Here is a 26,104-nt window from a genome sequence, read left to right as displayed (position 1 = left end):
GCTGGCGATTTACCCGCGGGGTCCATCGCGCGACGGACCCGGTGTCACCACCGCGTGTTCGTACGCGAAGACGACCGCGGCCGTGCGGTCGCGCAGCCCCAGCTTGGTGAGGACCCGGCTCACGTGCGTCTTGACCGTCGCCTCGCCGAGGTGCAGGCGGCCCGCGATCTCGGCGTTGGTCGCCCCGCCGGCCAGCTCCACCAGCACCTCCCGCTCGCGCGGGGTCAGCTCGGCCAGCAGCGCCGCGCCGCCGCCCGCGGGCCGCCGCCCGGGCCGCGCGAACGCCGCGATGACCCGCCGCGTGATCTCCGGCGCGAGCAGCGCGTCGCCGCGCGCGACGATCCGCACCGCGTCGATGAGCGCCTCGGGCGTGCCGTTCTTGAGCAGGAAACCGCTGGCCCCGGCCTCGAGCGCGGCGAAGAGGTAGTCGTCGCGGTCGAACGTGGTAAGCATCAGCACCGCGGGCGCCGGCCCGGCCGCGGTGATCTCGCGGGTCGCCGCGAGCCCGTCGACGCCGGGCATCTCCACGTCCATGAGCAGCACGTGGGCGGGGGTGCTGAGGGCGAGCTCGACCGCCTGGCGCCCGTCGGCGGCCTCCCCGACCACGCTGAGGTCGTCCTCCGTCTCGAGGATGACACGGAACCCAGTGCGGACGAGCTGGTGGTCATCGGCGAGCAGCACCCGGATCATGCCCGCGACCTTAGTATCCTCTCGCTCCATGGGTGCGATGGTGTTCACGGGTGGCCCGATCTGGACCGGCGACGGCGGCCGGCCCACGGCTCTCGCCACCGAGGGCGGCCGGATCGTGGCGGTCGGTGACCTTTCCTCGGTCCGCGCGGCCCTCCCGGGCGCGTACGAGCTCGTCGACCTCGCGGGCCGCCTGCTCGTCCCCGGCCTGCACGACGCGCACGTCCACCCGGTGCAGGGCGCCCTGGAGCGCCTGCGCTGCGACCTGTCGCACCTGGCCGACCGCGCGGCCTACCTGGCCGCGGTGGCCGCCTACCCGGCGGACCGGCCCTGGGTCACCGGCGGCGGCTGGTCGATGTCGGCGTTCCCGGGCGGCCTGCCGAGACGCGAGGACCTCGACGCGGTGGCCCCGGACCGCCCGGTCTTCCTGCCCAACCGCGACCACCATTCGGCGTGGGTCAACTCGGCCGCCCTGCGCGCGGCCGGGATCGACGCCGGCACCCCGGACCCCCGCAACGGCCGCATCGAGCGCTCCGCCGACGGGACGCCTTCGGGTGTACTGCACGAAGCCGCGATGGACCTGGTGACCCCGCTGCTGCCGGCGGACACCGAGGCCGACTACGACCGGGCGCTCGCGGAGGCCCAGCGGTACCTGTTCTCGCTGGGCGTCACCGGCTGGCAGGACGCGATCGTCGGCTCGTACGCGGGCTCACGCGACCAGTTCGGCACCTACACGCGCGCCGCGGCCTCGGGCGCGCTGCGGGCCCGCGTCGCCGGCGCCCTGTGGTGGGACCGCGACCGCGGCCTGGACCAGCTCGAGGCGCTGCTGGAGCGGCGGCGCACCGAGGGCCGTTTCGTCACCCGTACCGTGAAGATCATGCAGGACGGCGTGGCCGAGAACTTCACCGCCGCGATGCTGGACCCCTATGTGGGTAAGGATTTCTGCGGTACCTCCAATGTGGACCCGGCACTCCTGGGCTCCTACGTGTCCACGTTGGACGCCGCGGGGTTCGCGGTGCACTTCCACGCCATCGGCGACCGCGCGGTCCGCGAGTGCCTGGACGCGGTGGCGGCGAGCGGCAACACGCAGCGCCACCACATCGCCCACCTGCACGTGGTCGACCCGGCGGACGTGCCGAGGTTCGCGGCCCTGGACGTGACCGCGAACATCCAGTCCCTGTGGGCGACGCACCACGAGCAGAACGACACCCTGTGCGTCCCGTTCTTCGGCCCGGAGCGAACGGCGCACCAGTACCCCTTCGGCGCGATCCTCCGGGCGGGCGGCCGGTTGGCGGCGGGCAGCGACTGGCCGGTGTCGACGCCGGACCCGTGGCCGGCCATCCACGTGGCGGTACACCGGACGGAACCCCCGGGCTCGGCCGAGTCGGCGTGGCCGTCGGCGCAGACCCCGATGCTGCCGGAGCAGGCCCTGACCCTGGAGCAGGCGCTGCGGGCCTACACGGCGGGCTCGGCGTACGTGAGCCACCTCGACGCGGAGATCGGCACCCTGACCCCGGGCAAGGCCGCGGACCTCGTCGTGCTGGACCGCAACCCGTTCGAGCCCGGCGCCGCCCTGCACGACACCCGGGCGGACCTCGTCTTCGTCCACGGCGCCCTGGTCCACGAGCACTGACCGCGTCCGACCGTGTCCGAGATACGGGGCGCGTTTTCCCGGGGGCGGCCACGATGCCACCATGGACAGACATCGCCTCGCCCTCGGGCTCGCGTGCGTGCTGGCGTCCGTCGCCGCGCTCGTCGCCGCCCCGGCCCCCGCGTCCGCCGACCCCGTGCCCACGTGTGTCGCCCAGGTGATCCCGTTCGCGCCCGGATTCCAGACCTTCGTGACCGTCAACAACGCCACCGCCGCCCCGCTCACCGGCTGGCAGATCACGTTCCAGCTGGCCGGAACGGCGACGATCACCAGCTCCTTCGGGGGGAGCATCGCCCGCACCGGCTCGTCGGGCACGATCACGCCGGCGGTGTACTTCGCGACACTGCGGCCCGGCGGGCAGGCGAACGTGGGGTTCGGCGGATCGGCTGTACCTTTCACGCCGCCTACGGGCTTCGCGCTCAACGGTCTGCCCTGCGCGGCGGCGGGCTGGTAGCTCCGCCGGCTGAGGCCGGATAGCCTCCCCGGCATCGGCGGGCGGTCCTCGACATCGGCGGCGGCCGCCGGGTCGAGCCTCGATCCGGCGGCCGGCATCGCGACGCTCGCCGACCTCGGCCGGGCCCTGCGCGACCTGCGCCGGCGCCACGCCCGGGACGGCGGGGGCGGCGAGCTCACCTACCGCCAGCTCGCCGCCGCGACCGGATGGTCCCGCGGCGTGATCGGCGGGTACCTCGCCGGCCAGGTCCTCCCGCCGACCGACCGGTTCGACGCACTCGTACGGCTGCTCGGCGCGACCCCCGCCGAGCAGGGCGCGCTCGCCACCGCCCGGGACCGGGTCGCGGACGCGCGCCGCCAGGGCGGACCGGCATGGGTCGCCGTACCGCGGCAGCTCCCCCTCGACAGCGCCGGCTTCACCGGCCGCGAACAACAGCTCGCCGACCTCGCCACCATGCCCGACGGCACCGTCGCGCTCGTCGTCGGCACCGCGGGGGTCGGCAAGACCGCGCTCGCCGTGCGGTGGGCGCACCGGGCCGCCGCCCGCTTCCCCGACGGCCAGCTCCACGTCGACCTGCGCGGGTACGACCCCCGCCGGCCCGTCGCGGCGGCCGACGCCCTCGCCGGCTTCCTGCGCGCGCTCGGCGTCGACGGCGCCGGCATCCCCCGGGCCGTGGCGGAGCGGGCCGCGCTGTACCGCAGCCTCGTTGCCGGCCGCCGCGTGCTCGTGCTGCTGGACAACGCGTTCGGCGCCGACCAGGTACGCCCGCTGCTGCCCGGCGCCGCGTCCTGCCTCACGGTGATCACCAGCCGCGACGACCTGGCCGGCCTGGTCGTCCGCGAGGGCGCCCGCCGGATCCGGCTCGACCCGCTGGGCGAGGCCGACGCGGCGCGGCTCCTGCGGGCGCTGCTGGGCGAGCGGGTCGACACCGAACCGGCGGCCGCCGCCGCGCTCGCGCGCCGGTGCGCGGGCCTGCCGCTGGCGCTGCGCATCGCCGCCGACTTCGCGGCCGGCCACGAGGGGCTGCCCCTGCACGACGTGGTGGCCGACTTGGACGGCGCCGCCCTGGACCGCCTGGACGCGGGCGACCCGCGCAGCGCGGTGCGGGCCGTGTTCTCCTGGTCGTACCGTCACCTCGGCCCGGCCGCCCAGCGACTCTTCGCGTTGCTGGGCGTCCATCCCGGCACCGACCTGGACGGCTCGGCCATCGCGGCCCTCGCGGAGCCGCGGGCCGCCCTCGCCGAGCTGGTCCGCGCGCACCTGGTGGCCCGGATCGGCCCGGACCGGTACGGCCAGCACGACCTCCTGCGCGCCTACGCCGCCGAGTCCGCGCACAACGCCCTCTCCCCCGACGAGCGCCGGGCCGCCCTCGTGCGCCTGCTCGACCATCACGTCGGCGCCGCGTCGGCCGCCGCGGCCGCCCTGTTCCCGCACGACCGGCCGGGCGTGCGACCCGCTCCCGGCGGTACCGAAGCCGCGCGTTTCGCCTTGGACCGGGAGCGGGACAACCTGGTGGCTCTGGCCGGGCACGCCGCCCGCCACGGCCTCGCCGCGCACGTCATCGAAATTTCCGAAGCCCTGTGGCGGTACTTCGAGGTCGGCGGCCACGCCCGCGAGGCGCTCGCGGTCCACGGCGCCGCCGCGCGGGCGGCCCTGCGCGCGGTTCCGCCCTCGCCGCCGGAGCGGGTCGCCCGGGCGCTCGCCAACCTCGGCGGGACGTACTGGTGGCTGGGCGAGCACGCCCGCGCCCGGCACCTGTTCGAGCGGTCCCTGGTCTGGCACGAGCGCGGCGGGGATCGCGCCGGACGGGCGCGGGCGCTGGCCCGGCTGGGCCTGGCCCACGAGCGGCTCGGCGACTACCCGCAGGCCCGGGCCGGCCTGATCCGGGCCCTCGCCGCGTACCGCGCCCTCGCCGACCGCCACGGCGAGGGCTCCCAGCTGCTCAACCTCGGCGGCCTGCAGCGGCGCCTCGGCCGGTACGGCCCGGCCCGTCGGCACCTGCGGCGGGCGGCGGCCCTGTTCGCGGAGCTGGGCGACGCCCGGCTGGAGGGCTACGCGCTGGGCAACCTCGGCGTGCTCGAGAGCCTGGTCGGCCGGCACGAGGACGCCCTCGAGCAGCTGCGGCGGGCGCTGGCGGCCTGCCGCTCGTGCCGCGACCGGGGCGGCGAGGGCAGCGCGCTCGCCGCCCTCGGCGCCGCCCAGCTGCGGCGGGGCCGGCCGGCGGAGGCGCTCGACCCGCTCGACCGGGCGCTGGCGATAAGCCGCGAGACCGGCGAGCGCGGCCTGCGCATCGAGGCCCTGAACGGACTCGGCGCGACCCTGCACGCGCTGGGCCGGGCCGACGCCGCCGCGGACCGGTACCGCGCCGCGCTCGACCTGGCCCGGCGCGCGGGCGACCCGCACGAGGCCGCCCGCGCCCTGGCCGGCCTCACCGAGCTCGGCCGCCGGTAGCGTGCGAACCGGTCAGAACTCGGCCTCGAGCGTCGCCAGCCGGTGGCCGAGCGGCGGGGCCGGCAGCAGATCCGGGCTCTTGTACGCGGGCCGCACCTCCGGGAACCGGTCGAGCAGGATGCGGAAGCACTCGTCGGTCTCCATCCGGGCCAGCGCGGCGCCCAGGCAGTAGAAGGTGCCCATCCCGAAGGCCGTGTGCCGGTTGGGCTTGCGCGTGATGTCGAAGCGGTCCGGCTGCTCGAACACGTCGGGGTCGCGGTTGCCGGCCAGCATCGCCAGGTAGAACTGGCTACCGGCGGGGAACGGATGCCCGGCGACCTCGACCGGCTCGGTGCTGACCCGCACGATGACCCCGGCCGGCCCGTCACAGCGCAGCATCTCCTCGACGGCCGAGGGCGTGAGCCCCGGGTCGGACCGGAGCAGCGCGAGCTGGTCCGGGTTGTCGAAGAGCAGCAGCAGCCCGTTGGCGATCAGGCCCGCGGTCGTCTCGTGCCCGGCGAAGAGCAGCAGCACGCAGTTGGCGACGATCTCGTCCTCGGTCACGGTGCCGTCCCGCTCCGCGGCGGCGAACATGCTCAGGATGTCCTCGCGGGGCTCCCGGCGACGCTCATCCACCAGTACCCGCAGATAGTCCTGCATCTCCAGCACGCTGCGCTGGGCCTGCCGCAGCATGGCCATGTCCGCGATCTGGAAGACCGCGAGAATGTCGCGGGACCACGCCTGCAGCTTTTCGCGCTCGCTCGTGGGCATGCCCAGGATCTCGGCGATGACGTTGGCCGGCAGCGGATAGGCGAGGTCCTTGACGACGTCCATCCGCCCGTGCGGAGCGACCGCGTCGAGCAGCTCGTGCGTGATCTCACGGACCCGCGGACGCAGCGCGTTGACGGTGGCGGGCGTGAAGTACCGCTTCAGCAGCTGCTGGAACCGGACGTGGTCCGCGGGAACGGTGTGGCCCATCCACATCGCGATGGAACGCCGCAACGGCAGCAGCTCCTCCTGCTCCGCCTCACTCAGCCGCTCCAGGCCCCGGCCCAGGTTGGCCGTGTCCAGCCGACGGTCCTTCAGCACCGAGACGATGTCGGCGTGGCGCGTCAGCAGATACGCGTCGAGCTGGGGAATCCAGCTGACCGGGCTCTCGTCGCGGATCCGGTGCAGCAGCGTCATCGGATCGGCCATCGCCTCGGGCGTGAAGATGTCGTACGACCGAAGTGCTCCGCTCACATCTGTCATAGCCCGATCCTCGCCAACAAATCGTCTGGCGGCTATGTCCGCGGCGGCGTCCGATTTGGCGGTTGGTGCGCATACCGCCCGCGCTCGCGCGGGCGAGGGCCGGCCCCGGCCACAGGGCACCGCGAGCCAGGGCCGGCCGGTTCCCGGTCAGACGTCGGCCCGGGCGGCGCACAGCGCCGCCGGCACCACCCCGGACGGTTTGCCGCGCATCTTCATCGGTCCCCCCTCGGCGCCGCCCGGAGCGGCCTCTCACACCGGTATGCGGTCCAAGCCGTTCCACCGGAAGGAACGGCTTTCGGACCATTGCCGAAAACCTTTTCGTGGGGCAGTCTGATTGCCGTGAATCCCCTTACCGTGCCGGATTTGCTCGCGGTCCGCGCCGCCGAGGACCCGGACGCGGTGGCCTGGATTGCCGCCGGCGCCGAAACCCTTTCGTTCGGCGATTGGCTCGCCCGAGCCCAGCACACCGCAAGTGGTCTGGCCACTCGCGGGGTCCGGCGCGGGGAGCGGGTGGCCCTGGTCTTCGACGGTGTGGACTGGCCGCAGTACGCGATCGCCTTCTGCGGCGTACACCTCGCGGGCGCGGTGGCGATCCCCCTGGCCGCGGGGAAACCGGATGGGGCGCTGTTCGACGTGCTGACGATCGGCCGCGCGGTCGCGGTGGTGCACGGCTCGTCGAGCCCGCCGCCGGTGCGGCGGCCGGAGCGCGTCCGCTGGGTGGCCGATGCCGGGGCCCTGAGCGCCGATGCCTGTGCGGTGGCCGGCGAGCTGCCCGCTCCCCCGGGCCCCGACGACCTGGCCCAGATCCTCTTCACCTCCGGTACGACCGCGCGGCCCAAAGGGGTCGCCGCCTCGCACGCGAACCTGACCGCCGGCTTCGTCGCGCGCCCCGCCCAGCGCCCGTTCGCGCACTCGCGGCACGCGCTGCACGCGTTCCCGATCGGTACGAACGCCGGGCAGACCATGCTGCTCAACGCACTGCTGGCCCGGCCGGCCGTGGTGTCCCTCGCCCGGTTCGACGCCGAGCAGTGGTGCGACGTGGCCCAGCGGCTCCGCGTCGGCTCGTTGTTCCTGGTGCCCGCGATGGCGATCGAGCTGCTGCGCTCGGGCGCACCGGCCCGCGCCGACCTGTCGGCGGTGCGGCTGATCGGCTGCACCGGCGCCGCCTTACCCGGCGCCGTCGCCGCTGAGCTCGCGGCGGCGGTGCCGAGCGCGACGCTCGTGAACTCCTACACGTCCACCGAGGCCGCGCCCGCCCAGACCACGATGGTGTACGACCCGGACCGGCCCGGCGCGGTGGGCCGGCCGACCCGGCCCGGCGACATCATGATCCGCGCCGACGACGGCGGCCCCGCCGAGCCGGGGCAGACCGGAACCGTGTGGCTGCGCTCCCCGGTCGCGCCGCGCCACTACGCCGACGACCCGGACGCCAGCGCGGCCGTGTTCGCCGGGGACTGGGTGCGGATGGGCGACGTCGGGTACCTCGACGCCGACGGCTACCTCCACCTGGTCGACCGCGAGAGCGACGTCATCGTGACCGGCGCCCACAAGGTGTCGTCGCTGCGGGTCGAGGACGCTCTGCACGCACATCCGAACGTCGTCGCGGCGGCCGTGGTCCCGGTCGCCCACCCGGTCATGGGGTCGCTGGTCGGAGCGGTGATCGTGACCCGCACACCGCTGGACCACGGGCAGCTACGGCAGTTTCTGGGCGGCCGGCTGGCGCGGTACGAAATCCCCGCCCACATCGCCGAGACGCCGACGCTGCCCCGCAACGACGGCGGAAAGGTGCGGAAGCGCGATCTGGCCGGCCTCCTCCGCCCGGCGGCGCCGTCTCCGGCCGCCGCCACAACGTCCACCCCGACCGAGGAGCACCTGGCGACGATCTGGCGGGCCGTACTGCGGACCGAGGCCGGGGACGACTTCTTCGCGCTCGGAGGCGACTCCCTGCGCGCAACGCAGATCGCCGCCGCGGTCGGCGACCACTGGGGCATCACCGCCGGCGTGGACGACATCTTCGCGCGGCCGTCGATCCGGGCGCTGGCCGCGTGGATCGACGAACGGTCCGGCACGGTCCGGCCGCGGGGCCGGGAGACGGCCGCCGGCGCAAGGGCGCCGGTGACCGCCCTGCAGCGCGTGTGGCTGGCCGAACGCGAGGCCGACCCGCCCCGCAGCGTTGTCCCGATCCACGTCGCCATCCGGATCGACGAGCCGATCGATCTGGCCCTGTTCGAGGACTGCCTGGCCCGGCTCGCCGAACGCCACGAGGCGCTGCACACTCCGGCCGGGCCGGCGACGTCAACCGAACGCCGACGAACCGGCGGGCCGACCGAGGCCCTCCACGCCGCCGCCGAGTTCGTCATCGCCGCGGTGGCGCCGCCCGTCCGCGCGCTCACCATCGATGAAGCCGACGACCGCCGGCTGTTCGTGCTCAGCGTCGACCATCTCGGCTGCGACGGCTGGTCGATGGGCATCCTCCTGCGCGAGCTCGGCCTGCTGTACTCCGCGGCCCGCACCGCCCCCGGCACCGACCCGCTGCCGCCCGTCGCGAGCACCGCGGCCGCCGCCGCCCGCTGGGCCGAGGACAGGTGGCCTGACCACCGGCCGTTCTGGGACAAGATCCTCGCGAGCCCGGTCGCCGATCCCGGACCGCTGCCCGGGCAGGACGTGAAGCCCGGGTCGTTCGACGGCGCCTCCCACGTCTTCACGGTGCCGGCCGGGCCGTGGCGGAAGGTCGCGGCGGCCGGCCGGACCACCCTCATGCGCGTCACGCTGACGGCCTGGGCATCGGCGCTGCGCGAGCAGACCGGCTCCCCCGAGCTCGCGTTCATGACCCCGCTGACCGGCCGCGCCCGCCCCGAGTGGGAACAGGTCGTCGGCTGCCTCATCCAGCAGCCGGTCGTCCGCGTCCCCCTCGGCGACGACCCCGGGCCCGAGGCCCTGCTGGCCCGCGTCCACGACCTGATGGCCGCGGCCACCGAGCACCAGTTCTACCCGCTGCACGAGTACACCGGCCGGGTCCCCCACCCGGCGTACTTCTTCTACGAGCCGTGGGCCCGCCCCGCCCACATCCCCGGGCTCGCGTCCCACCAGGTCGCGCTGCCGCCGGAGCTCGGCCTGCGCTGGCCGTTGCCAAGTGGTCAGGCCACTCTCGGGCCGCCCCGGCTGCGGCTCGTCGAACGCGCCGGGGACGTGCTGGAGGCGCAGATCGTCTACAACCGCAACGCCGTCGACGCCGTCGCCGTCCGCGCCCTGGCGCACCGGTTCCTGTCCGCACTCCCGTAGCCGAGGTCCCCGTGCCGACCGATTCCGCCGTATCCCATCCGGTACCGCTCACCGACGCGCAGAGCGGCGTGTGGTTCGCCGAGCAGCTCGGCGACCGCCGCAGCGCCTACCACCTCGGGCTGCTCGTCGACCTGCACGGCGAGCTGGACGTGCCCGCCCTGGAGCGCGCGGTCGCGTCCGTGGCCGCCCGCCATCCGGTCCTGGCGGCCGGTGTGCGCAGCGCGGACGGTCAACCGGCGCTGTGGCCGGGCCGGCACGCGATCCGCCTCACGAGCGCGGGCGCCGACATCGACCCGCGGCACCTGCTGTCCCGGCCGTTCGCCCGGACGGGCGAAGAGCCGATGGCACGGTTTGTACTCCAGAAGCTCACCCCGCACCACCACCGCCTCGTCATCGCCGCGCACCACCTGGTGTTCGACGGGCAGTCCAAGGACGTCCTCCTGCGCGAGCTCGCCGCCGCGTACGCCGTCCCGGAGGAGCGCCCGCCCGCCCCCTACGCCGACGCCGTCCGGGCCGCCGTCGATCGCGGGCACCGCCAGAGCGCAGCAGCGCGCGCGTACTGGGACGAGCAGTGGGTGACGCCCACCCCTCCGCTGTTACCCGACCTGGAGGCGGCGCCGGAGCCCTTCTCCGTCGCGGTGCCGGCCGGCACCGCCGGCGTGACCACCTTCGAGCTGCTCCTCGCGGCCACCCTCCTGCTGCTCCACCGCTACGGCAACGACCCCGCCACCGTCGCGGTCGACCTGAGCACCCGCGACCGCGAGTACGCCGACGTCATCGGCATGTTCGTCAACGAGCTCCCGGTCACCGTCCCCGCCCCGGCCGCGGGCACGTTCGCCGAGTTCGCCGCGGCCGTCCGCGCCCGGGTGCGGGCGCTGAACCCGCTGCGGGCCGTGCCCATGGCCCGCGTCGCGCCGGACCGCCCGGGGCCGCAGCCGGCCGCCGTGTCGATGAGCTACCGGCGCCAGGGCCCGGCGCCGTCGTTCGCCGGGCTGCGGACGGTCGTCGACTGGGCGCCGGACGTCGGCGCCGCCCGCGGCCCGCTGCACCTGCAGATCGTGGACCTCGGCGACCGCCTGCTCATCCGGGTCCTGGGCGCGCCCGGCGTCGGCGGGCACCTGCGGCACCTGCTGGACCAGGTGACGCGGGACCCGTACCGCCCGATCCACGAGCTGGAGCTCGAACCGCCGGCCGCTCTGACCGGCCCCGCGGCCGAGCCCGCGACCACCCTGACGCACCTGCTGCAGGAGGCCGTGGCCACAGGCGACGTCATCGCCGGCGCCATCCGGCGGCCGCAGGCCGAGGTCCACGCGGCCGCGCTGCGTCTGGCCCACCGCCTTGCCGCCCGTGGCATCGGCCCCGGCCAGGTGGTCGGGCTCTGTGCCGAGCGCGGCCTGCCCGGGCTGATCGGCCTGCTCGCCATCGTGCGGACCGGCGCGGCGTACCTGCCGCTGGACCCGCAGTACCCCGAGGGCCGGCTGCGCTTCATGCTCGCCGACGCCGCCCCGGCGCTGGTGCTGTGCACCGAGCGGAACCGCGCACTCGCCGGCGCGGTACCGGCCCTCGTCCTGGAGCCCGACGACGCCGGCCCGGACCCGGACCCGGCCGACCTGGTCGCGCCGCGCCCGGGCGACCCCGCCTACGTCATCTACACCTCCGGGTCGACCGGCCGCCCCAAGGGCGTCGTCATCCCGCACCGCGCGCTGGTCAACCTGCTGCGGTCCATGGCCGCCGAGGTGCGGTGCCGCCCCGGCGACGTGTGGCTCTGGCTCACGTCGCTGTCCTTCGACATCTCGGCCGTCGAGTGCTTCCTGCCCCTGCTGACCGGAGCGACCGTCGTCATCGCGGCCGACGCCCAGACCCGCGACGGCGCGGCGCTGCAGGGTCTCGTCCGGGACCACCGGATCACCCACGTGCAGGCGACCCCGTCGACGTGGGACCTGATCCTGGCCGCCGATCCGCCGCCCTGGCCCGGGTTGACGGCCCTTTCCGGCGGGGAGCCGCTGACGCCCGCGCTCGCCGAGCGGCTGCTGCCCCGCGCCGGCCGGCTGATCAACGTGTACGGCCCGACCGAGACCACGGTCTGGTCGACGCTGGCCGAGGTCGCCGACCCGCGGCGGATCACCGTCGGCCGGCCGCTGGCGGGCACCACCGCCTACGTCGTCGACCGGAACCTGTCCCGGGTGCCCGTCGGCGTCACCGGACAGCTCGCCCTCGCCGGCGTCGGGCTGGCCGACTACTACCACGCGCGGCCGGGGCAGACCGCCGAGCGGTTCGTCCCCGACCCGTTCGGTCCGCCCGGCCGCCGCCTGTACCTGACCGGCGACCGCGCCCGGATCCGGCCCGACAGAACCCTGCACTGCCTCGGCCGCGACGACCTGCAGGTGAAGCTGCGCGGCCACCGCATCGAGCTGGGTGAGATCGAGGCGCGGCTGCGCGAGCACCCGGGCATCACCGGCGCCGTGGTCACCGTCGACCACGCCGCGCCCGAGCCGCGGCTGGTCGCCTACGTCACCACCGCGGCGGAGCCGGACCTGTCGCGGCTGCGCGCGCGACTCGGTGAGCAGCTGCCCGCCGTCATGGTGCCCGCACTCTTCGTCCGGCTCGACACGGTACCGATGACGCCGAACGGCAAGGTGGACCGCAACGCGCTGCCGCGGCCGGCCCCGGCCCCGGCCCAGTCCCCTGTGGACACACCGGCCGACGCGGTCACCGCCGCCGTCACCGAGATCTGGTGCGAGGCGCTGCAGCGGCCGCACGTCGGGGCGGACGAGGACCTGTTCGACCTCGGCGGGCACTCCCTGACCATCACCCGGATCGCGGCCCGGATCCGCGCCCGGCTCGGCGTGGACCTGCCGCTGCACGTGCTGTGGGACGCGCCGACGATCGCCGGGACCGCCGGCGCGGTACGGGCGGCGATGCGCTCATGACCGTCGTGACCCTGGCCCAGGAACGAATGTGGCTGCAGGACCGGCTCGCGCCCGGCGACCCGTCGTACAACATGTTCGTGGTCCGGAGGCTGCGCGGCGAGCTCGACGTCGCCGCGTTCGAGCGGGCCGTCGACGACGTGGTCGCCCGGCACGACGTGCTGCGGAGCACCTTCGCCGCCGACGCCGACGGCGTGCCGTGGCGGCGGATCGCGCCGGCGTCCCGGGTGCCGGTCGAGCGGATCGACGTGGCCGAGGCCGACGCGCACGCGGCCGTGGGCGAGCGCACCAACGCCCCGTTCGACCTGACGGCCGGGCCGCTGCTGCGGGTGAGCCTGCTGCGCCTCGCCGAGCGCGATCACGTCCTGGTCATCGTGCTGCACCACATCGTCGCCGACGGCTGGTCCCTGGACGTCCTCGCGACCGAGCTCGGGCGGCGGTACCGCGGCGACGCCCTGCCGCCGCTGCCGACCTCGTACGCGGACTACGCGCGGCAGCGGCGCGCGGCCGGCATCCCCGACTCGTCCCGCGCGTACTGGCAGGAGAAGCTGGCCGGCCTGCCCGGCCTCGACCTGCCGGCCGACCTGACGCCCCGCCACCCCGCCACCGCCGGGGCGTACCACACGCACCGGATCCCGGCCGACCTCGCCGCCGCGGTCGAGCAGGTCGGCCGCCGCGCGCGGTGCAGCCTGTTCATGACGCTGCTGGCCGCGTACCAGACGCTGCTGTCCGTCCACACGGGACAACTCGACGTCCCGGTCGGCACGTTCACCGCCGGCCGCGACGAGGTGGCCGCCGAGGCGCTGATCGGCTACTGCATCAACACGCTCATCATGCGCGGGGACCTGCACGGCGACCCCACGGTCACGGAGCTGCTCGCCCGGACCCGCGCCACCGCGCTGGAGGCCTACGCCCGCCCGGACGTTCCCTTCGAGGAGCTGAAGGCCGGCGCCGCGGGCACCGGGCCGGTGCGGACCACGTTCGTCCTGCAGAACCCCGAGACCGCCGGGTTCGCGCTGGACGGGCTCGCCACCGAGGCGTTCGACGACGGCTTCCGGCACAGCAAGCTCGACCTCGCCGTCGAGGCCTGGCGCGACGCGGACGGGCTGGCGCTCATCCTCGGCTACCGCACCGACCGGTTCAGCCCGGCCGCCATCGCCCGGCTGGGCGCCCACTTCGAGCTGCTGCTGCGGCAGATGGTGGCCGACCCGGCGGCGCGCATCGGCGAGCTCAGCCTGCTCGGCCCCGGCGAGCGGGAGCGGCTGGCGGCCTGGGGCACCGGCCCGGCGGCCGATCCCGGCCCCGAAACCGTGGCCGGGCTGATCGCGGCGCGCGCCGGGGCCGCACCGGACGCGGTCGCGCTGCGGCAGGGCGACCGCCGTGTCACCTACCGCGAGCTCGACGAGCTGGTCGCGGCGGCCGCCCGGCGGCTGCGGGACGCGGGCGCGGTGCCCGGCTCCGTGGTGGGGCTCCGCCTGCCGTCGTCGGTCGACCTCGTCGTCGCGATGCTCGCCGCCTGGCGGCTCGGCGCGGCCTACCTGCCGCTCGACCCCGCCTACCCCGAGGCCCGGCTGAGCTACCTCGTCGAGGACAGCGGCGCCGGCCCGATCATCGGCCCCGCCGGCATCACCGCCGGCGTCGCGGCGTCCGCCGGCCCCGGCGACACGGCCTACCTCATCTACACCTCCGGCTCCACCGGGCGGCCCAAGGGCGTCCGGGTCGGCCACCACGCCCTCGCCGCGCGGGTGCGGTGGATGACCGGCCACTATGGACTCGGGCCGGCCGACACGGTGCTGCAGTTCGCGTCCCCGAGCTTCGACACCCACGCCGAGGAGGTCTTCCCGGTCCTGGCCGCCGGCGGGACGCTGCTGCTGCGCGAGGAGCCCGGGGCGCTGCTGCCCGAGATCCTGGCCACCCCGGCCGGCGCCGGCATCACCGTGCTGGACCTGCCGACGCCGTACTGGCACGAGCTCGCCGCCGCCACCCCCTGGCCGCCGCGGCTCCGGCTGCTGATCCTCGGCGGCGACCAGGTCGACGCGGGCGCCCTGTCCCGATGGTTCGGCGCGCACGGCGAGCGGGTCCGGCTCGTCAACACCTACGGGCCGACCGAGACCACCATCGTCGCCACCGCCCGCGACCTCGGCCCGGCCGACGCGGACCGGATCGTGCCCATCGGCCGGCCGCTCGCCGGTGTACGGGCCCACGTGCTCGACGGCGCACTGCGGCCCACGCCGATCGGCATCCCCGGCGAGCTGTACGTGAGCGGTGAGGGCGTCGCCGACGGGTACCACGGCCGGGCCGGGCTCACCGCGGACCGGTTCGTGCCCGACCCGTACGGCCCGCCCGGCGCGCGGATGTACCGCACCGGCGACCGCGTCCGCTACGACGCCGACGGCACCCTGACGTTCCTCGGCCGCCGCGACGACCAGGTGAAGATCCGCGGGTACCGGATCGAGACCGGCGAGGTGCAGGCCCGGCTGCTGGCCCATCCGCGGGTCGAGCAGGCCGTCGTGCTGGCCCGCGAGGTGGCCGACGGCGACCGGCAGCTGGTCGCCTACGTCACCGGCGCCGCCGACGCCCCGGACCTGCGGGCCCATCTGGCCCGGACGCTGCCCGCGCACATGGTGCCGACCCTGTTCGTGCGCCTCGACCGGCTGCCGCTGAACCCGCACGGGAAGGTGGACCGCGACGCCCTGCCGCATCCGCTGCGCCGGCCGCAGCCCGGGCCGGCCGGCACGCCGCCCCGCACCGCGGCCGAGGAGCTCGTCGCCCAGGTGTGGCGGGACGTGCTGGGCGTCGCCGACGTCATGGTGTACGACGACTTCTTCGCCATCGGCGGGCACTCGCTGCTCGCCACCCGGGTCGCGGCCCGGCTCACCGCCACCGTGGAGGTCACCGTTCCGCTGCGGATGCTGTTCACCCACCCGACCCTGGCCGCGCTCGCCGCCGCGGTCGAGGAGCTGATCGTGGCCGACCTGGATCAGCTCAGCGACGACGAGGCCCTGGCGATGCTCGGGCGGCCGGCGTGACCGGCAGCGTGCTGAGCCCGGCCAAGCAGGCGCTGCTGCGCGAGCGGCTCGCCCGGCGGGAGCCGGCCGCCGGCATCGGCCGCCGCCCCGGCGACGAGCCGCTGGTCCTGTCGTTCGCGCAGGAGCGGCTGTGGTTCATGGAGCAGTACGCGCCGGGCACCGCGGCCTACGTCGTGCCGGTGGCGCTGCGCCTGGAGGGGCCGCTGGACGAGCGCGCGGTGGCCGTCGCGCTCGGGGCGATCGTCGCGCGCCACGAGAGCCTGCGGCTGCGGGTGGCCGCGACCGACGACGGCCGGCCGCACCCGCACATCGCCCCGCCGGCCCCGGTCGACCTGGCCGTGGTGTCCGTGCCCGACGGCCTCGGCGCGGCCGGGCGCGACCGGCGCACCCGCGAGATCGTGGCAGCCGACTGCGCCCGGCCGTTCGACCTCGCCGCCGGGCCGCTGCTGCGCGCCACGCTGATCCGCCGTATCGCCGCCGACCATGTCCTGCTGGTGTCGGTGCACCACATCGCGGCCGACGGCTGGTCCACCGACCTGATCATCGGCGAGCTCGTCGCAGCGTACGACGCCGTCGTCACCGGCGGCGCGCCCGACGCCGCCGAGCCGCCGGTCCGCTACGGCGACTTCGCCGCCTGGCAGCGGGCGCGGCTCACCCCCGCGGCGTGCGCGGCCGACGTCGCCTACTGGCGCGACCAGCTCGCCGGGCTGGAGCCGCTGGAGCTGCCGGCCGACCGCCTCCGCCCGGCCCGGCAGGAGTACCGCGGGTCGGGCCACGGCTTCCACATCGACGCGGAGCTGACCGCCGCCGCCGGGCGGCTCGCGGCCGGCCTCGGCGCGACGCCGTACATGGTGCTGCTCGCGGCCTTCCAGGCGCTGCTGTGGCGGCAAAGTGGCCAGACCACCTTCGCCGTCGGCTCGCCGGTGGCGGGCCGCACCCACCCGCAGACCGAGCACCTCGTCGGCATGTTCGCCAACGTCCTCACGCTGCGCGCCGACCTGCGCGGCGACCCGTCCTTCGCCCAGCTCGTCGGCCGGGTCCGCGACACCGCGCTCGACGCCTACGCCCACCAGGACGTCCCGTTCGAGCACCTCGTCACCGAGCTGCAGGTGCCGCGGGACACGAGCCGCTCGCCGCTGTTCCAGGTCGCCCTGGCCATGCAGAACTACACCCGCGCGACCCGGACCCTGCACGGCGGCGTCGGCATTTCCTGGTTCGTCGTGGACGCCGTCGCCACCCGTTTCGACCTCGAGTTGTACCTGTACGAGCACGACGAAGGCCTGGCCGGCTTCTTCACCTACGACGCGGCCCTGTTCGAGCCGGCCACCGTCGAGCGCCTGGCCCGGCACCTCCTCACGCTGCTGCGCGGCGCGCTGGCCGAACCGCACCGGCCGCTGGCCGACCTGCCCCTGGCGCACGAGGAGACCGTCAGCCGGGGCGAGCGCGTCGCGGTCCCCGACACCACCCTCCTCGAACTGCTGGACCGGGCCCTGCTGAGCGCGCCCGATGCCATTGCGGTCGTCGACGACGGCATGGAGTACACCCTCCGGCAGTTGCATCTGCGGGCCAACCGCCTCGCCCACCATCTGGTCGCCCGCGGAGCCGGGCCGGGCACCCGGGTCGCGGTCTGCGCGCCCCGCGGCATCGGGCTCGTCACCGCGCTGCTGGCCGTGGTGAAGGCGGGCGGCGCCTACGTGCCGCTCGACCCGGACTACCCGGCGGCGCGGCTGGACTTCATGCGCGAGGACTGCGCGGCGGTCCTGGTGCTCGGGCCCGACGACGAGACCGACCGGCCCGACGGCCCCGACGACCCGCCGGCCGTCGCGGTCCGCCCGGCCGACCCGGCGTACGTCATCTACACCTCGGGCTCGACGGGCCGGCCCAAGGGCGCGGTCAACTCGCACCGCGCGATCGTCAACCGTCTCTTGTGGATGCAGCGCGCCTTCGGGCTCGATGCCACGGATGCGGTACTGCACAAGACGCCGATCGGCTTCGACGTGTCGGTGTGGGAGCTGTTCTGGCCGCTGATCACCGGGGCGCGGCTGGTCCTCGCCCGGCCGGGCGGCCACCGTGACCCGGCGTACCTGGGGCGGCTCATCGCCGAGGCCGGCGTCACGACCGTCCACTTCGTACCGTCGATGCTGGCCGTGTTCCTCGCGCAGAACGCGGAGTGCACCGGCCTGCGGCGGGTCATCGCCAGCGGCGAGGCGCTCCCGGCCGACCTGGCCCGCGCCGCGCTCGAACGGCTCGGCTGCCCGGTCCACAACCTGTACGGGCCGACCGAGGCCGCCATCGACGTCAGCTGGTGGGAGTGCACCCCGGAGGCGCTCGCCGGGCGGGCCCGGGTGCCGATCGGGCGGCCGATCCAGAACGTCGACCTCCTCGTGCTCGACGACCGCGGCCGGCCGCAGCCGGTGGGCGTCCCCGGCGAGCTCTGCATCGCCGGGGCCGGCCTGGGCGACGGGTACCTGCACCGGCCCGGGCTGACCGCGCGGCAGTTCCTGCCGAACCCGCACGGGCCGGCCGGGTCGCGCCTGTACCGCACCGGCGACCGGGCCGCGTTGCGCGCCGACGGCGCCTTGGAGTACCTGGGGCGCCTCGACGACCAGGTGAAGCTGCGGGGCGTACGCATCGAGCTCGGCGAGATCGAGTCGGTGCTGCGGGAGCTGCCCGGCGTCGCCGACGCGGCCGCCGCGATCCGGGAGGACGTGCCCGGCGACCAACGGCTGGTCGGCTACGTCGTGCCGGCCCCCGGCGCCGCCGTCGACCCCGACGAGGTGCGCCGCCGGCTGCGCGACACCCTGCCCGAGCAGCTGGTGCCGGCGGCGCTGGTCTTGCTGCCCGCGGTACCGCTGAGCCCGAACGGCAAGGTCGACCGCCGGGCGCTGCCGGCGCCGCCGCTGACCCGGGCCGCGGGCGGGCTCCCGGCCCGGACCCCGGCCGAGGAGCTGGTCGCGGCCGCGTTCGGGGCGGTGCTCGGCGCCGGCGGCGTGGGCCGCGACGACGACTTCTTCGCGCTCGGCGGGCACTCGCTGCTGGCCGTGCAGGTGGTGGCCCGGCTGCGCCATCCGCTCGCGGAGGCCGGGCTCGGCGCGATCAGCGTGATGGACCTGTTCCGGCTGCGCACGGTGCGGGGGCTGGCCGAGCACGCCGAGCGGGGCGCGGCGGGCCCACAGCCGGTGCGGCTGCTGCACGAGCTGAGCCGCACCGTCGCCGCGACGCCGGTGGCGACCCTGGTCTGCGTGCCCTACGGCGGCGGCAGCGCGGTCGTGTACCAGCCGCTGGCGGTCGCGCTCGGGCCCTCGTACCGGCTGTTCAGCCTCGCCCTGCCCGGCCACGACCTCGGCACCGAGGAGCAGGCCCGGCCGATGGCCGACGTGGTGCCCGACGTCGTCGCCGAGATTCTCGACATGGTTCCGGGCCCGATCATCGTGTACGGCCACTGCGGCGTCGGCAGCGCGTACGCGATGGCGATCGCGCTGGGTCTGCAGGCGGCGGGCCGGCCGCCGGAGGCGGTCTACATCGGCGCGATGTTCCCGTTCGCGCGGCCCCGGGGCCGGCTGCTGGGCCGGCTGGCGCGGCTGGCCGACCGGGAGCGCATCCTGAGCGACCGGGTGTACGCCAGCTGGCTGGTCGGCATGGGCGTCGACCTGTCCGGGCTGGACCAGCGCGAGCTCACGGTCGTCATCCGCGCGATGCGGCGCGACGGCGTGGAGGCGGAGGACTTCTTCACGGGGCTCTTCGCCGGCCCGCCGCCCCGGCTGGACTGCCCCGTCATCTCCATCGTCGGCGACCGGGACCCGGCGACCGACCTGTACCGCGAGCGCTACAAGGAATGGCTGGCCTTCACCGATCGGGCCGCGGTGGTTTCGCTGGACGAGGGCGGTCACTACTTCATCAACCACCGCGCCGCCGAGGTGGCCGAAATCATTGCGGCAAACATTTCGAAAGATGTTTCGGCCGACGCACTGCCGGCATCCACCGGCCACCCGCGCGGCGCCTCCGACGTTCCCGGCGTTTCGGCGGACGCTACCCCGGCCTCCATCTCGGACGCGCGTGGCGCGGACGGCGTTCCGGCGGACGCGCCTACCGCCGCCACCGGGCACGGGCGCGGCACTGCCGGCGTTCCGGCGGACGCGCCTACCGCCGCCACCGGGCACGCGCGCGGCACTGCCGGCGTTGCGACGGACGCGACTCCGGCCGCAACCTGGCACGTGCGCGGGGTTTCCGGCCCCCGCCCGGAGGCCCCCGCCGTGGCGCCGAGCCTGCGCCGGTTCGGCGCCGTGGCCGCCGGCCAGCTCGTGTCGATCATGGGCTCGGCCCTGATCGAGTTCGCCGTGCCCCTGTGGCTCTACACCAGGACGGGTTCGCTTGGCACGTTCGCCGTGCTGGCCACCCTGGGGCTGCTGCCCGGCCTGCTCGTGCTGCCGCTGGCCGGCGCGATCGTCGACCGCGCCGACCGCCGCCGGATCATGCTGCTCAGCGACTGCGCCGCCGGCGTCACCCAGGCCGCGATGATCGCGCTGCTGCTGCTCGGGCACCTCGACACCGCCGCGATCTACGTGATGATCACGCTGCTGTCGGTGGCGCTCACGTTCCAGCGGCTGTCGTTCGCGTCGGCGGTGCCGCAGCTCGTGCCCAAGCGGTACCTCGGCCACGCCAACGGGCTCGTCCAGACGTCAAGTGGCCTGGCCACCCTCGTGGTGCCGGTCGTGGCCGTCGCCGCCCTGTCGTGGTTCGGCATCGGCGGGATCCTCGTCCTCGACGTGGTCAGCTACGCCGTCTCCGTCGCCGTCGTGCTGGGCGTGCGCTTCCCCGCGACCCTCGCGCACTCCCGCCGCGAGTCGCTGACCACCGAGATACTCTTCGGTTTTCGCTACTCGCTGGGCCGCCCCGGTCTGCGCACGATGCTGCTGTACTTCGCCGGCCTCAACGTCTTCCTGTCACCGCTGCTGCTGATGCTGTCGCCGCTGGCCCTGTCGGTAAGTGGCCTGACCTCTGCCGGCCACATCGCCGTCGCGGCCGGAGCGGGCGCGCTCGCCGGCGGCCTCGCCGTCGCCGTGTGGGGCGGCCCGCGCACCGATCGCATGCGCGGCCTGCTGCTGTGCGCCGTCGCGCTGGGCAGCTCCGGCGTCCTCATCGGCCTGCGCCCGTCGCTCGTGCTCATCGGCGCCGGCGCGTTCGGCCTGCTGTTCGCGCTGGCGGTCGTCAACGGCGTCTACGCCACGATCGTGCAGACGAAGGTGCCGCAGCGGTACCACGGCCGGGTCTTCGCCCTCAACACGCTAATCGCCTGGTCCACGATCCCGCTCGGCTTCGCCGTCATCGCCCCGCTGGCGACGAGCCTCGGCGAGCGCCTGATGGCCGTCGACGGCGCGTTCGCGGACACCTCCGGCGCGCTCCTCGGCACCGGCCCGGGCCGCGGCATCGGCCTCGTCTACGTGCTGTTCGGGCTGTGCATCGCCGCATGGAGCGCGGCCGCCCTGCGCCACCGTCACCTGGCGCGCTTCGACTCGACCACCCCGGACGCCGAGCCCGACGACCTCGTCGGCCTGGCCGAACTGGAGAGAGGACACTGATGTTCGACGAGGTAACCAGCTTCCAGGTCGTCGTCAACGACGAGGGCCAGCACTCGATCTGGCCGGCCGGCCGCGACCGCCCCGCGGGCTGGCACGCGGAGGGCTTCACCGGCGGCCGCGAGGAGTGCCTCGCCCACGTCGACGAGGTGTGGACCGACCTACGCCCGATCAGCGCCCGCCGCTGAACGTCCCGCCGCGAGCCGCCGGACTCAGAACGTGCGCGTCAGCCGCCGCACGGTGAAGTAGAACCCTGCCCAGCCGTCGCAGCGCAGCAGAAAGTCGCGGTAGAACCCGGGCAGCCGGTAGCCGAGGCGCCGCTCCAGCGAGCGGACCGCGCCGACGTCGGCGCCCGGATCGGGGCCGCCGTGGTGAAAGATCTGGTCCACGTCGGCCCGCTCGATGTCCCGGCCGACGGCCGTCAACTCGTCGACGATGTCCACGAGCCCGACGGTACCGAAAAATATCTTGGCTTTGGGGTGGCCATTTCGCGCCGGTCGGCGCATTCCTTGAGCGTGACGTTCGAGGAGTTCGTGGCCGCGCGGCTGAGTGCGCTCGTGCGCTACGCCACGGTCGTCACCTGGGACCCCGACCTCGCCGAGGACATCGTGCAGAACGTGCTCGTCCGCGCCCAGCCGCGGTGGGCGCACATCGGGCGGATGGAGGCGCCGGAGCGGTACGTGCACCGCATGGTCGTCACCGAGTTCCTCACCTGGCGCCGGCGGCGAAGGGCGCGGCTGCTGCACGCCGGGGAGAGTCTCGAGGGCCTCGCCGCGCCGCAGGACGATCCGACCGGGCGGTACGACGAGCGCGACGCGGTCATCCGGGTCGTGGGTACCCTGCCGCCGCGCCAGCGGGTGGTGATCGCGCTGCGGTTCTACGAGGACCAGACCGTCGAGTCGATCGCCGAGGTGCTCGGCTGCCGGGTCAGCACCGTGCGTACCCACCTCGGCCGCGCGCTGGCCACACTGCGGGCCGCGCTGCCCGCCGCGCTCACGCAGCTGGAGGAGGCGTGATGAGCGACCGGCTCGAGACGGTGCTGCGGGAGGCGCAGCGGGTGCGGGCCGCGCAGGCCCCCGACCCCGAACGGATCCGCCGGGCGCTGCCCGCCCTCGCCGCACGCCGGGCCCGCCGGCGCCGGGCCGGGCTGGCCGCCGGGGCCGCGCTCGGGGCCGCGGCCGTCGTCGTCGCCGCGCTGCTGCTGCCGGGGGGCCGGACGACGCCGTTGCCGCAGCACCGGCCGGACCCGAGCCCTCCGGTCGCCGCCTCCGCGCCCGCCCCCGTGGTGCTGCCGCAGGTCACGGAGTCGTATGCGCCCGGCTGGGTGCCGTCCGGATTCCGCGAGCGCAGCCGCAGCGCCGTGTTCGACACCAACGGCGTGCGGGTCGGGCGGACGTGGCGCAAGCTGCCGTTCGGGCCCGGCGGGCGGCCCGCGGTCAGCGACCCGTTCCTGCGGGTGGTCAGCGTGCCGGAGCAGCGGTACGACGGCGGCACCCTGATCGAGGTCGGCGGGATCAACGGCTGGTACGTCGGCCCCCAGCCGGGCAACCGGACCGCCCTCGTGGGCTGGTCCCCCGCGCCGGGCCGCACGGTCATCGTGGACAGCAACGCGGTCCTGGACCGGGCGGACCTGCTCCGCGTCGCCGAGTCCGTCCGGCTCGACACCGCGACCGTGCTGCGCCCGCCGCTGGCGCTCACCTGGTCCCCGGCCACGGTCGGCGTGGTCTCCTACGAGTACGGCGGCGACAGCCCGGCGGCGTGGTTCGCGTCGGTACACCTGGAGAACCCGGTCGACATCGCCGGTTCGCTGAGCGTCACGGTCGCGCCGGGCACCGACGCCGTGGACGGCGGGGAGACCGTCCACGTGCACGGCATCCTCGGCCGTTTCGTCGTCGACGAGTCGACGACCGACCGCAACCCCAGAGAATGCGCGGTTGTACCGGTCGAAGCCGCCGGCGACCGCCGGCTGACCGTGTGCGGCCCGATCCTCGGCCCGGGCGGCCCCCGCATGGCGAAGGACGACCTGCTCCGCGCGGCGGCGACGGTCGATCCGGCCATGCGCGCGGACACGGCCTGGCTGGGTTGACGGCGGATCAGGCGGTGACGGTCACGTGCAGCCGCCACGGTACCTGCGGCGACGGGCACGGCAACGGCTGGTGCAGGCACGCGGCGTCGGACACGGTGGACACGTCGGCCCGGCCGGGCGCGGCCGCGGTGTACCGGGCGAGCAGCGCCTGCCCGGTCGGGTAGCCGCCGGTGGAGCCGGCGAGGGCGAGGACACCGGCGGGCGCGACCGTCGGCGGCACGTACATGGCGGGCAGGCTCACCACGAGCGTGTCGCCGGTGCGCAGCGTGACGGTGCCGGCGTTGTCGGCCTGGGTGACGGTGACCGTGCGGCCCGCGGCGGGCAGAACGGTCACGTGTACCAGCCACTGCGCCACGGGCCGCGCGCACGGCGGCGTCGTGTGCAGGCACGGGTCGTCGGTCTGCGAGCTCACGTCGGCGGTTCCGGGCACGCTCGCGCGGTACCGTGCCAAAACCGGCTGGCCGCTCGGAAAACCGCCGCTGCTCGACTGCGCCGACAGTGCGGGGCCGGATGCGACCGGCGGGCGGTAGTTCGCCGGTAGGGACACGGCGAGGGTCTGCCCGACGTAGAGGGTGAACGTGGTGCCGTTGTCGGCGACGGTCGCGGTGACGTCGGCGGAGCCCTGCGCGGCGTCGTTCGCGCAGTCCAGGACGGGCGCGGGCCCGGTGCCGGCGAGCTGCATCCCGAACGCGGCGGACGCGCCGGGGGCGAGGGCGCCGTTGTAGGAGGCGTTCACCGCGGTCGCCGTGGTGCCCGACGCCGACACCGTGGCGTTCCAGGCCGAGACGACCCGCTGCCCGCTCGCCGGCGTCCAGGTGACGGTCCAGCTCGTCGCGGCCACCGGCGCCGTGTTGACGACGGTCACCGTGACGATCTGCCCGCCGTCCCACTGCGAGTCGATGTGCGCGGTGGCGGCGCATCCTCCGGCCGCGGCGGCCGCCCCGGAGGCGCTGCCGGCGAGCACCGGCGCGAGGGCGAGGGCGACGAGCGCCGCGGTGGCCACCGCCGTCCCGGACAGTACGCTCCGCTTCGAAACAGCCATGCCAGTCAGTCTCGACCCGGGAGCCAACGATTACCATCGATCAGACGCTGGCTCGCATCGGCGAGGCCGTACAGCTGCACCACGGCCGGCACCAGCCCGCGGCCGCCCGTGAAAGGTTCACGGAGATCTGGGCGGACATCGGCGGAGAGGACGGGGATCCGCTGCACGTCTGCGTGCTCGCGCACTCGATGGCCGACGTTCAGGACGACGTACGCGAGGAGCTCGTCTGGGATCTTCGCGCGCTCGCGGCCGTCGACCGGCTCACCGAGGACCGGTTGGCCCGGGCCGGCGTGACGCTGCCGGTGGCCGGCCTGCGGCCGTCGCTGCACCTCAACCTGGCCGACTGCTACCGCCGGCTCGGCGATCTCGGGCGCGCCCGGGAGCACCTGCGCCTCGCGCAGGAGGGGATCGGTGTGCTCGGCGACGACGACTATGGACGGCTGATCAGAAACGGCCTGGAGCGGCTGACGCAGCAACTGGCCCCCGAGTGACCGGGGCGGGCCGGGAGCCGTGGCCCCCGGCGCCCGGGCTGCCGGCCTGGACGGGCCGCTTGCCGCGCCACCGGCCGCGCCGAGGCCGCGACGGCGGCGCATCGCCGTGGCGGCGGCCGCGCTCGCGGTCGTCGCGGCGCTGGCCGGCGGCTGGTCGCTGTGGCACGGCGACACGTGCACCGGCACGCGCGTCTACCGCGTCGACGAGACGGGGCGCGGTCCTCGGCGGGCACCCGATCGGCCGGGTCAGCGCGGGCGACACGGTCCGCGTCCCCGACGACAAGATCGAGAGGGCCAAGGAGCTGCTCGCGATCGTGCGCAAGCGCGTCTGACCCGGCTACTGCTCCAGGCGCGCGGCCGAGAGCCGGGGGTCGGGCTCGCCGTCCTCGTTGATGCCGTCGAACACCTCGGCGGAATACTCGTTGCCGGCGTCGTCGTAGAGCGTCACCCCGAATGGCTTCTCCAGCCGCTGGGCCCGGATCTCGGCCAGGCTGCGCGGGTGGCGCAGCCGGACGCGGCCCAGCTCGTCGCGGTCCGACATGTCCGCCCAGACCCGCGGGAAGGCGTCCTTGCGGACGAAGACCTCGAAGCCGTCGGGCCCGTCGATGGTGATCCGGCCGCAGTTGGGACACCGGAACAGGTCCTGCGAGACGTACAGCGGGTTCCCGCCGCCGGTCGTGAACAGGGCCGGCCACGGCACGAGCCGGTAGTGCGCATCGCTGAAATCACGCAGGACGTGGCCGCACCGGCAGATGAACCCGTTCCCCATGCTACGGAATGATCCCCCATCCGGCGCCCCGTGATTAGCGTCACGCGGCGCGGTCAAACGACTGCTGGCTGCACACATGCGATCGCGACCGGCAAAAGTGTCCACTTCAGACGGTAAAGCGATCATTCACACTGGACGATTTCGGGCCACGGCGTTGATCGTCGTGGCTCTATTATTTGCGCGATTTCCGCGACCCGGAACGGGGCTGGGTCGCCGCGCGCTCTTCGGGTTGCGGCCGGGTCCCGGCATGCCGGCCACACACCGAGGAGACCGCACGATGCAGACCAGGCAACGCCGCGCACGCACGCGGCTCGCGGCGGCACTGGCCGCCGCGCTGGCGTTACCCGCGGGCGCGCTCGCCCTCGCGACACCCGCCCACGCGACACCCGCCGGACCGCCGCCCGGCTCCGAGGCCGCCGCCACCGCGCA

16 protein-coding genes are annotated in these 26,104 nt (G+C 75.3%); 11 read left to right on the top strand and 5 right to left on the bottom strand.

All coding sequences use genetic code 11. From position 1 onward, the window contains the following. Window positions 1-9: 9 nt before the first annotated feature. On the bottom strand, window positions 10-720 hold the full coding sequence (locus tag AB0B76_RS37075; RefSeq protein WP_360384406.1) for a response regulator transcription factor: 711 nt from the start codon (window positions 718-720) through the stop codon (window positions 10-12). Here AB0B76_RS37075 and AB0B76_RS37070 point away from each other — a divergent pair. From AB0B76_RS37070 to AB0B76_RS37060, 3 genes are all read left to right on the top strand, one after another. Beyond that, window positions 719-2,320 (top strand): amidohydrolase, encoded by a 1,602-nt coding sequence (locus AB0B76_RS37070; RefSeq protein ID WP_360384404.1) that lies wholly within the window; start codon window positions 719-721, stop codon window positions 2,318-2,320. The genes AB0B76_RS37075 and AB0B76_RS37070 overlap by 2 nt on opposite strands. A 61-nt stretch (window positions 2,321-2,381) precedes the next feature. Continuing rightward, window positions 2,382-2,792: a cellulose binding domain-containing protein gene (locus tag AB0B76_RS37065; RefSeq protein WP_360384402.1), complete on the top strand. Its 411-nt coding sequence runs from the start codon at window positions 2,382-2,384 to the stop codon at window positions 2,790-2,792. A gap of 9 nt (window positions 2,793-2,801) precedes the next feature. Then, on the top strand, window positions 2,802-5,243 hold the full coding sequence (locus AB0B76_RS37060) for a tetratricopeptide repeat protein (RefSeq protein WP_360384609.1): 2,442 nt from the start codon (window positions 2,802-2,804) through the stop codon (window positions 5,241-5,243). Window positions 5,244-5,255: 12 nt separating this feature from the next. Here AB0B76_RS37060 and AB0B76_RS37055 read toward each other — a convergent pair whose 3' ends face one another. Then, window positions 5,256-6,473: a cytochrome P450 gene (locus AB0B76_RS37055; RefSeq protein ID WP_360384400.1), complete on the bottom strand. Its 1,218-nt coding sequence runs from the start codon at window positions 6,471-6,473 to the stop codon at window positions 5,256-5,258. Between the two features lie 339 nt (window positions 6,474-6,812). Between AB0B76_RS37055 and AB0B76_RS37050 the strand changes: the two genes are divergently transcribed. The 5 genes from AB0B76_RS37050 to AB0B76_RS37030 are packed head-to-tail and all read left to right on the top strand — an operon-like array spanning window position 6,813 to window position 21,475. Next, entirely contained in the window at window positions 6,813-9,755 is a 2,943-nt protein-coding gene (locus AB0B76_RS37050; RefSeq protein ID WP_360384398.1) for a non-ribosomal peptide synthetase, read from the top strand. Between the two features lie 11 nt (window positions 9,756-9,766). Further along, window positions 9,767-12,685 carry an amino acid adenylation domain-containing protein gene (locus AB0B76_RS37045; protein ID WP_360384396.1) on the top strand — a complete coding sequence of 973 codons (2,919 nt, stop codon included), beginning with the start codon at window positions 9,767-9,769 and terminating at the stop codon, window positions 12,683-12,685. Beyond that, entirely contained in the window at window positions 12,682-15,711 is a 3,030-nt protein-coding gene (locus tag AB0B76_RS37040; protein WP_360384394.1) for an amino acid adenylation domain-containing protein, read from the top strand. Before AB0B76_RS37045 ends, AB0B76_RS37040 begins: the two co-directional genes overlap by 4 nt. After that, window positions 15,708-21,290 (top strand): amino acid adenylation domain-containing protein, encoded by a 5,583-nt coding sequence (locus AB0B76_RS37035; protein WP_360384392.1) that lies wholly within the window; start codon window positions 15,708-15,710, stop codon window positions 21,288-21,290. Before AB0B76_RS37040 ends, AB0B76_RS37035 begins: the two co-directional genes overlap by 4 nt. Further along, window positions 21,290-21,475: an MbtH family protein gene (locus tag AB0B76_RS37030; protein WP_360384390.1), complete on the top strand. Its 186-nt coding sequence runs from the start codon at window positions 21,290-21,292 to the stop codon at window positions 21,473-21,475. Before AB0B76_RS37035 ends, AB0B76_RS37030 begins: the two co-directional genes overlap by 1 nt. Window positions 21,476-21,499: 24 nt before the next feature. Here the strand turns inward: AB0B76_RS37030 and AB0B76_RS37025 are convergent, their stop codons facing one another. Continuing rightward, window positions 21,500-21,730, bottom strand: coding sequence for an SMI1/KNR4 family protein (locus AB0B76_RS37025; protein WP_360384388.1), 231 nt, complete (start codon window positions 21,728-21,730; stop codon window positions 21,500-21,502). 72 nt (window positions 21,731-21,802) lie between these two features. On the opposite strand from AB0B76_RS37025, the gene AB0B76_RS37020 reads away from it, so the two are divergent. Next, window positions 21,803-22,303: a SigE family RNA polymerase sigma factor gene (locus tag AB0B76_RS37020; protein ID WP_360384386.1), complete on the top strand. Its 501-nt coding sequence runs from the start codon at window positions 21,803-21,805 to the stop codon at window positions 22,301-22,303. Beyond that, window positions 22,303-23,373: a hypothetical protein gene (locus tag AB0B76_RS37015; RefSeq protein WP_360384385.1), complete on the top strand. Its 1,071-nt coding sequence runs from the start codon at window positions 22,303-22,305 to the stop codon at window positions 23,371-23,373. Before AB0B76_RS37020 ends, AB0B76_RS37015 begins: the two co-directional genes overlap by 1 nt. 7 nt (window positions 23,374-23,380) lie before the next feature. Here the strand turns inward: AB0B76_RS37015 and AB0B76_RS37010 are convergent, their stop codons facing one another. Further along, on the bottom strand, window positions 23,381-24,415 hold the full coding sequence (locus tag AB0B76_RS37010) for a cellulose binding domain-containing protein (protein ID WP_360384383.1): 1,035 nt from the start codon (window positions 24,413-24,415) through the stop codon (window positions 23,381-23,383). Between the two features lie 188 nt (window positions 24,416-24,603). On the opposite strand from AB0B76_RS37010, the gene AB0B76_RS37005 reads away from it, so the two are divergent. Next, window positions 24,604-24,906 (top strand): hypothetical protein, encoded by a 303-nt coding sequence (locus tag AB0B76_RS37005; RefSeq protein WP_360384381.1) that lies wholly within the window; start codon window positions 24,604-24,606, stop codon window positions 24,904-24,906. Between the two features lie 337 nt (window positions 24,907-25,243). Here the strand turns inward: AB0B76_RS37005 and AB0B76_RS37000 are convergent, their stop codons facing one another. Continuing rightward, window positions 25,244-25,675, bottom strand: a complete 432-nt coding sequence (locus AB0B76_RS37000; RefSeq protein WP_360384379.1) for a hypothetical protein — start codon at window positions 25,673-25,675, stop codon at window positions 25,244-25,246. Window positions 25,676-26,104: the final 429 nt, after the last annotated feature.

The sequence above is a fragment of the Dactylosporangium sp. NPDC049140 genome, from assembly GCF_040648435.1.
This window is presented reverse-complemented; position numbering and strand designations above follow the sequence as displayed.

Coding starts and splice junctions, on each gene's coding strand:
- AB0B76_RS37070 (WP_360384404.1), top strand. CDS start 719: ATGGGTGCGATGGTGTTCACGGGTGGCCCGATCTGGACCGGCGACGGC.
- AB0B76_RS37075 (WP_360384406.1), bottom strand. CDS start 720: ATGGAGCGAGAGGATACTAAGGTCGCGGGCATGATCCGGGTGCTGCTC.
- AB0B76_RS37065 (WP_360384402.1), top strand. CDS start 2,382: ATGGACAGACATCGCCTCGCCCTCGGGCTCGCGTGCGTGCTGGCGTCC.
- AB0B76_RS37055 (WP_360384400.1), bottom strand. CDS start 6,473: ATGACAGATGTGAGCGGAGCACTTCGGTCGTACGACATCTTCACGCCC.
- AB0B76_RS37040 (WP_360384394.1), top strand. CDS start 12,682: ATGACCGTCGTGACCCTGGCCCAGGAACGAATGTGGCTGCAGGACCGG.
- AB0B76_RS37030 (WP_360384390.1), top strand. CDS start 21,290: ATGTTCGACGAGGTAACCAGCTTCCAGGTCGTCGTCAACGACGAGGGC.
- AB0B76_RS37015 (WP_360384385.1), top strand. CDS start 22,303: ATGAGCGACCGGCTCGAGACGGTGCTGCGGGAGGCGCAGCGGGTGCGG.
- AB0B76_RS37010 (WP_360384383.1), bottom strand. CDS start 24,415: ATGGCTGTTTCGAAGCGGAGCGTACTGTCCGGGACGGCGGTGGCCACC.
- AB0B76_RS37005 (WP_360384381.1), top strand. CDS start 24,604: ATGGCCGACGTTCAGGACGACGTACGCGAGGAGCTCGTCTGGGATCTT.
- AB0B76_RS37000 (WP_360384379.1), bottom strand. CDS start 25,675: ATGGGGAACGGGTTCATCTGCCGGTGCGGCCACGTCCTGCGTGATTTC.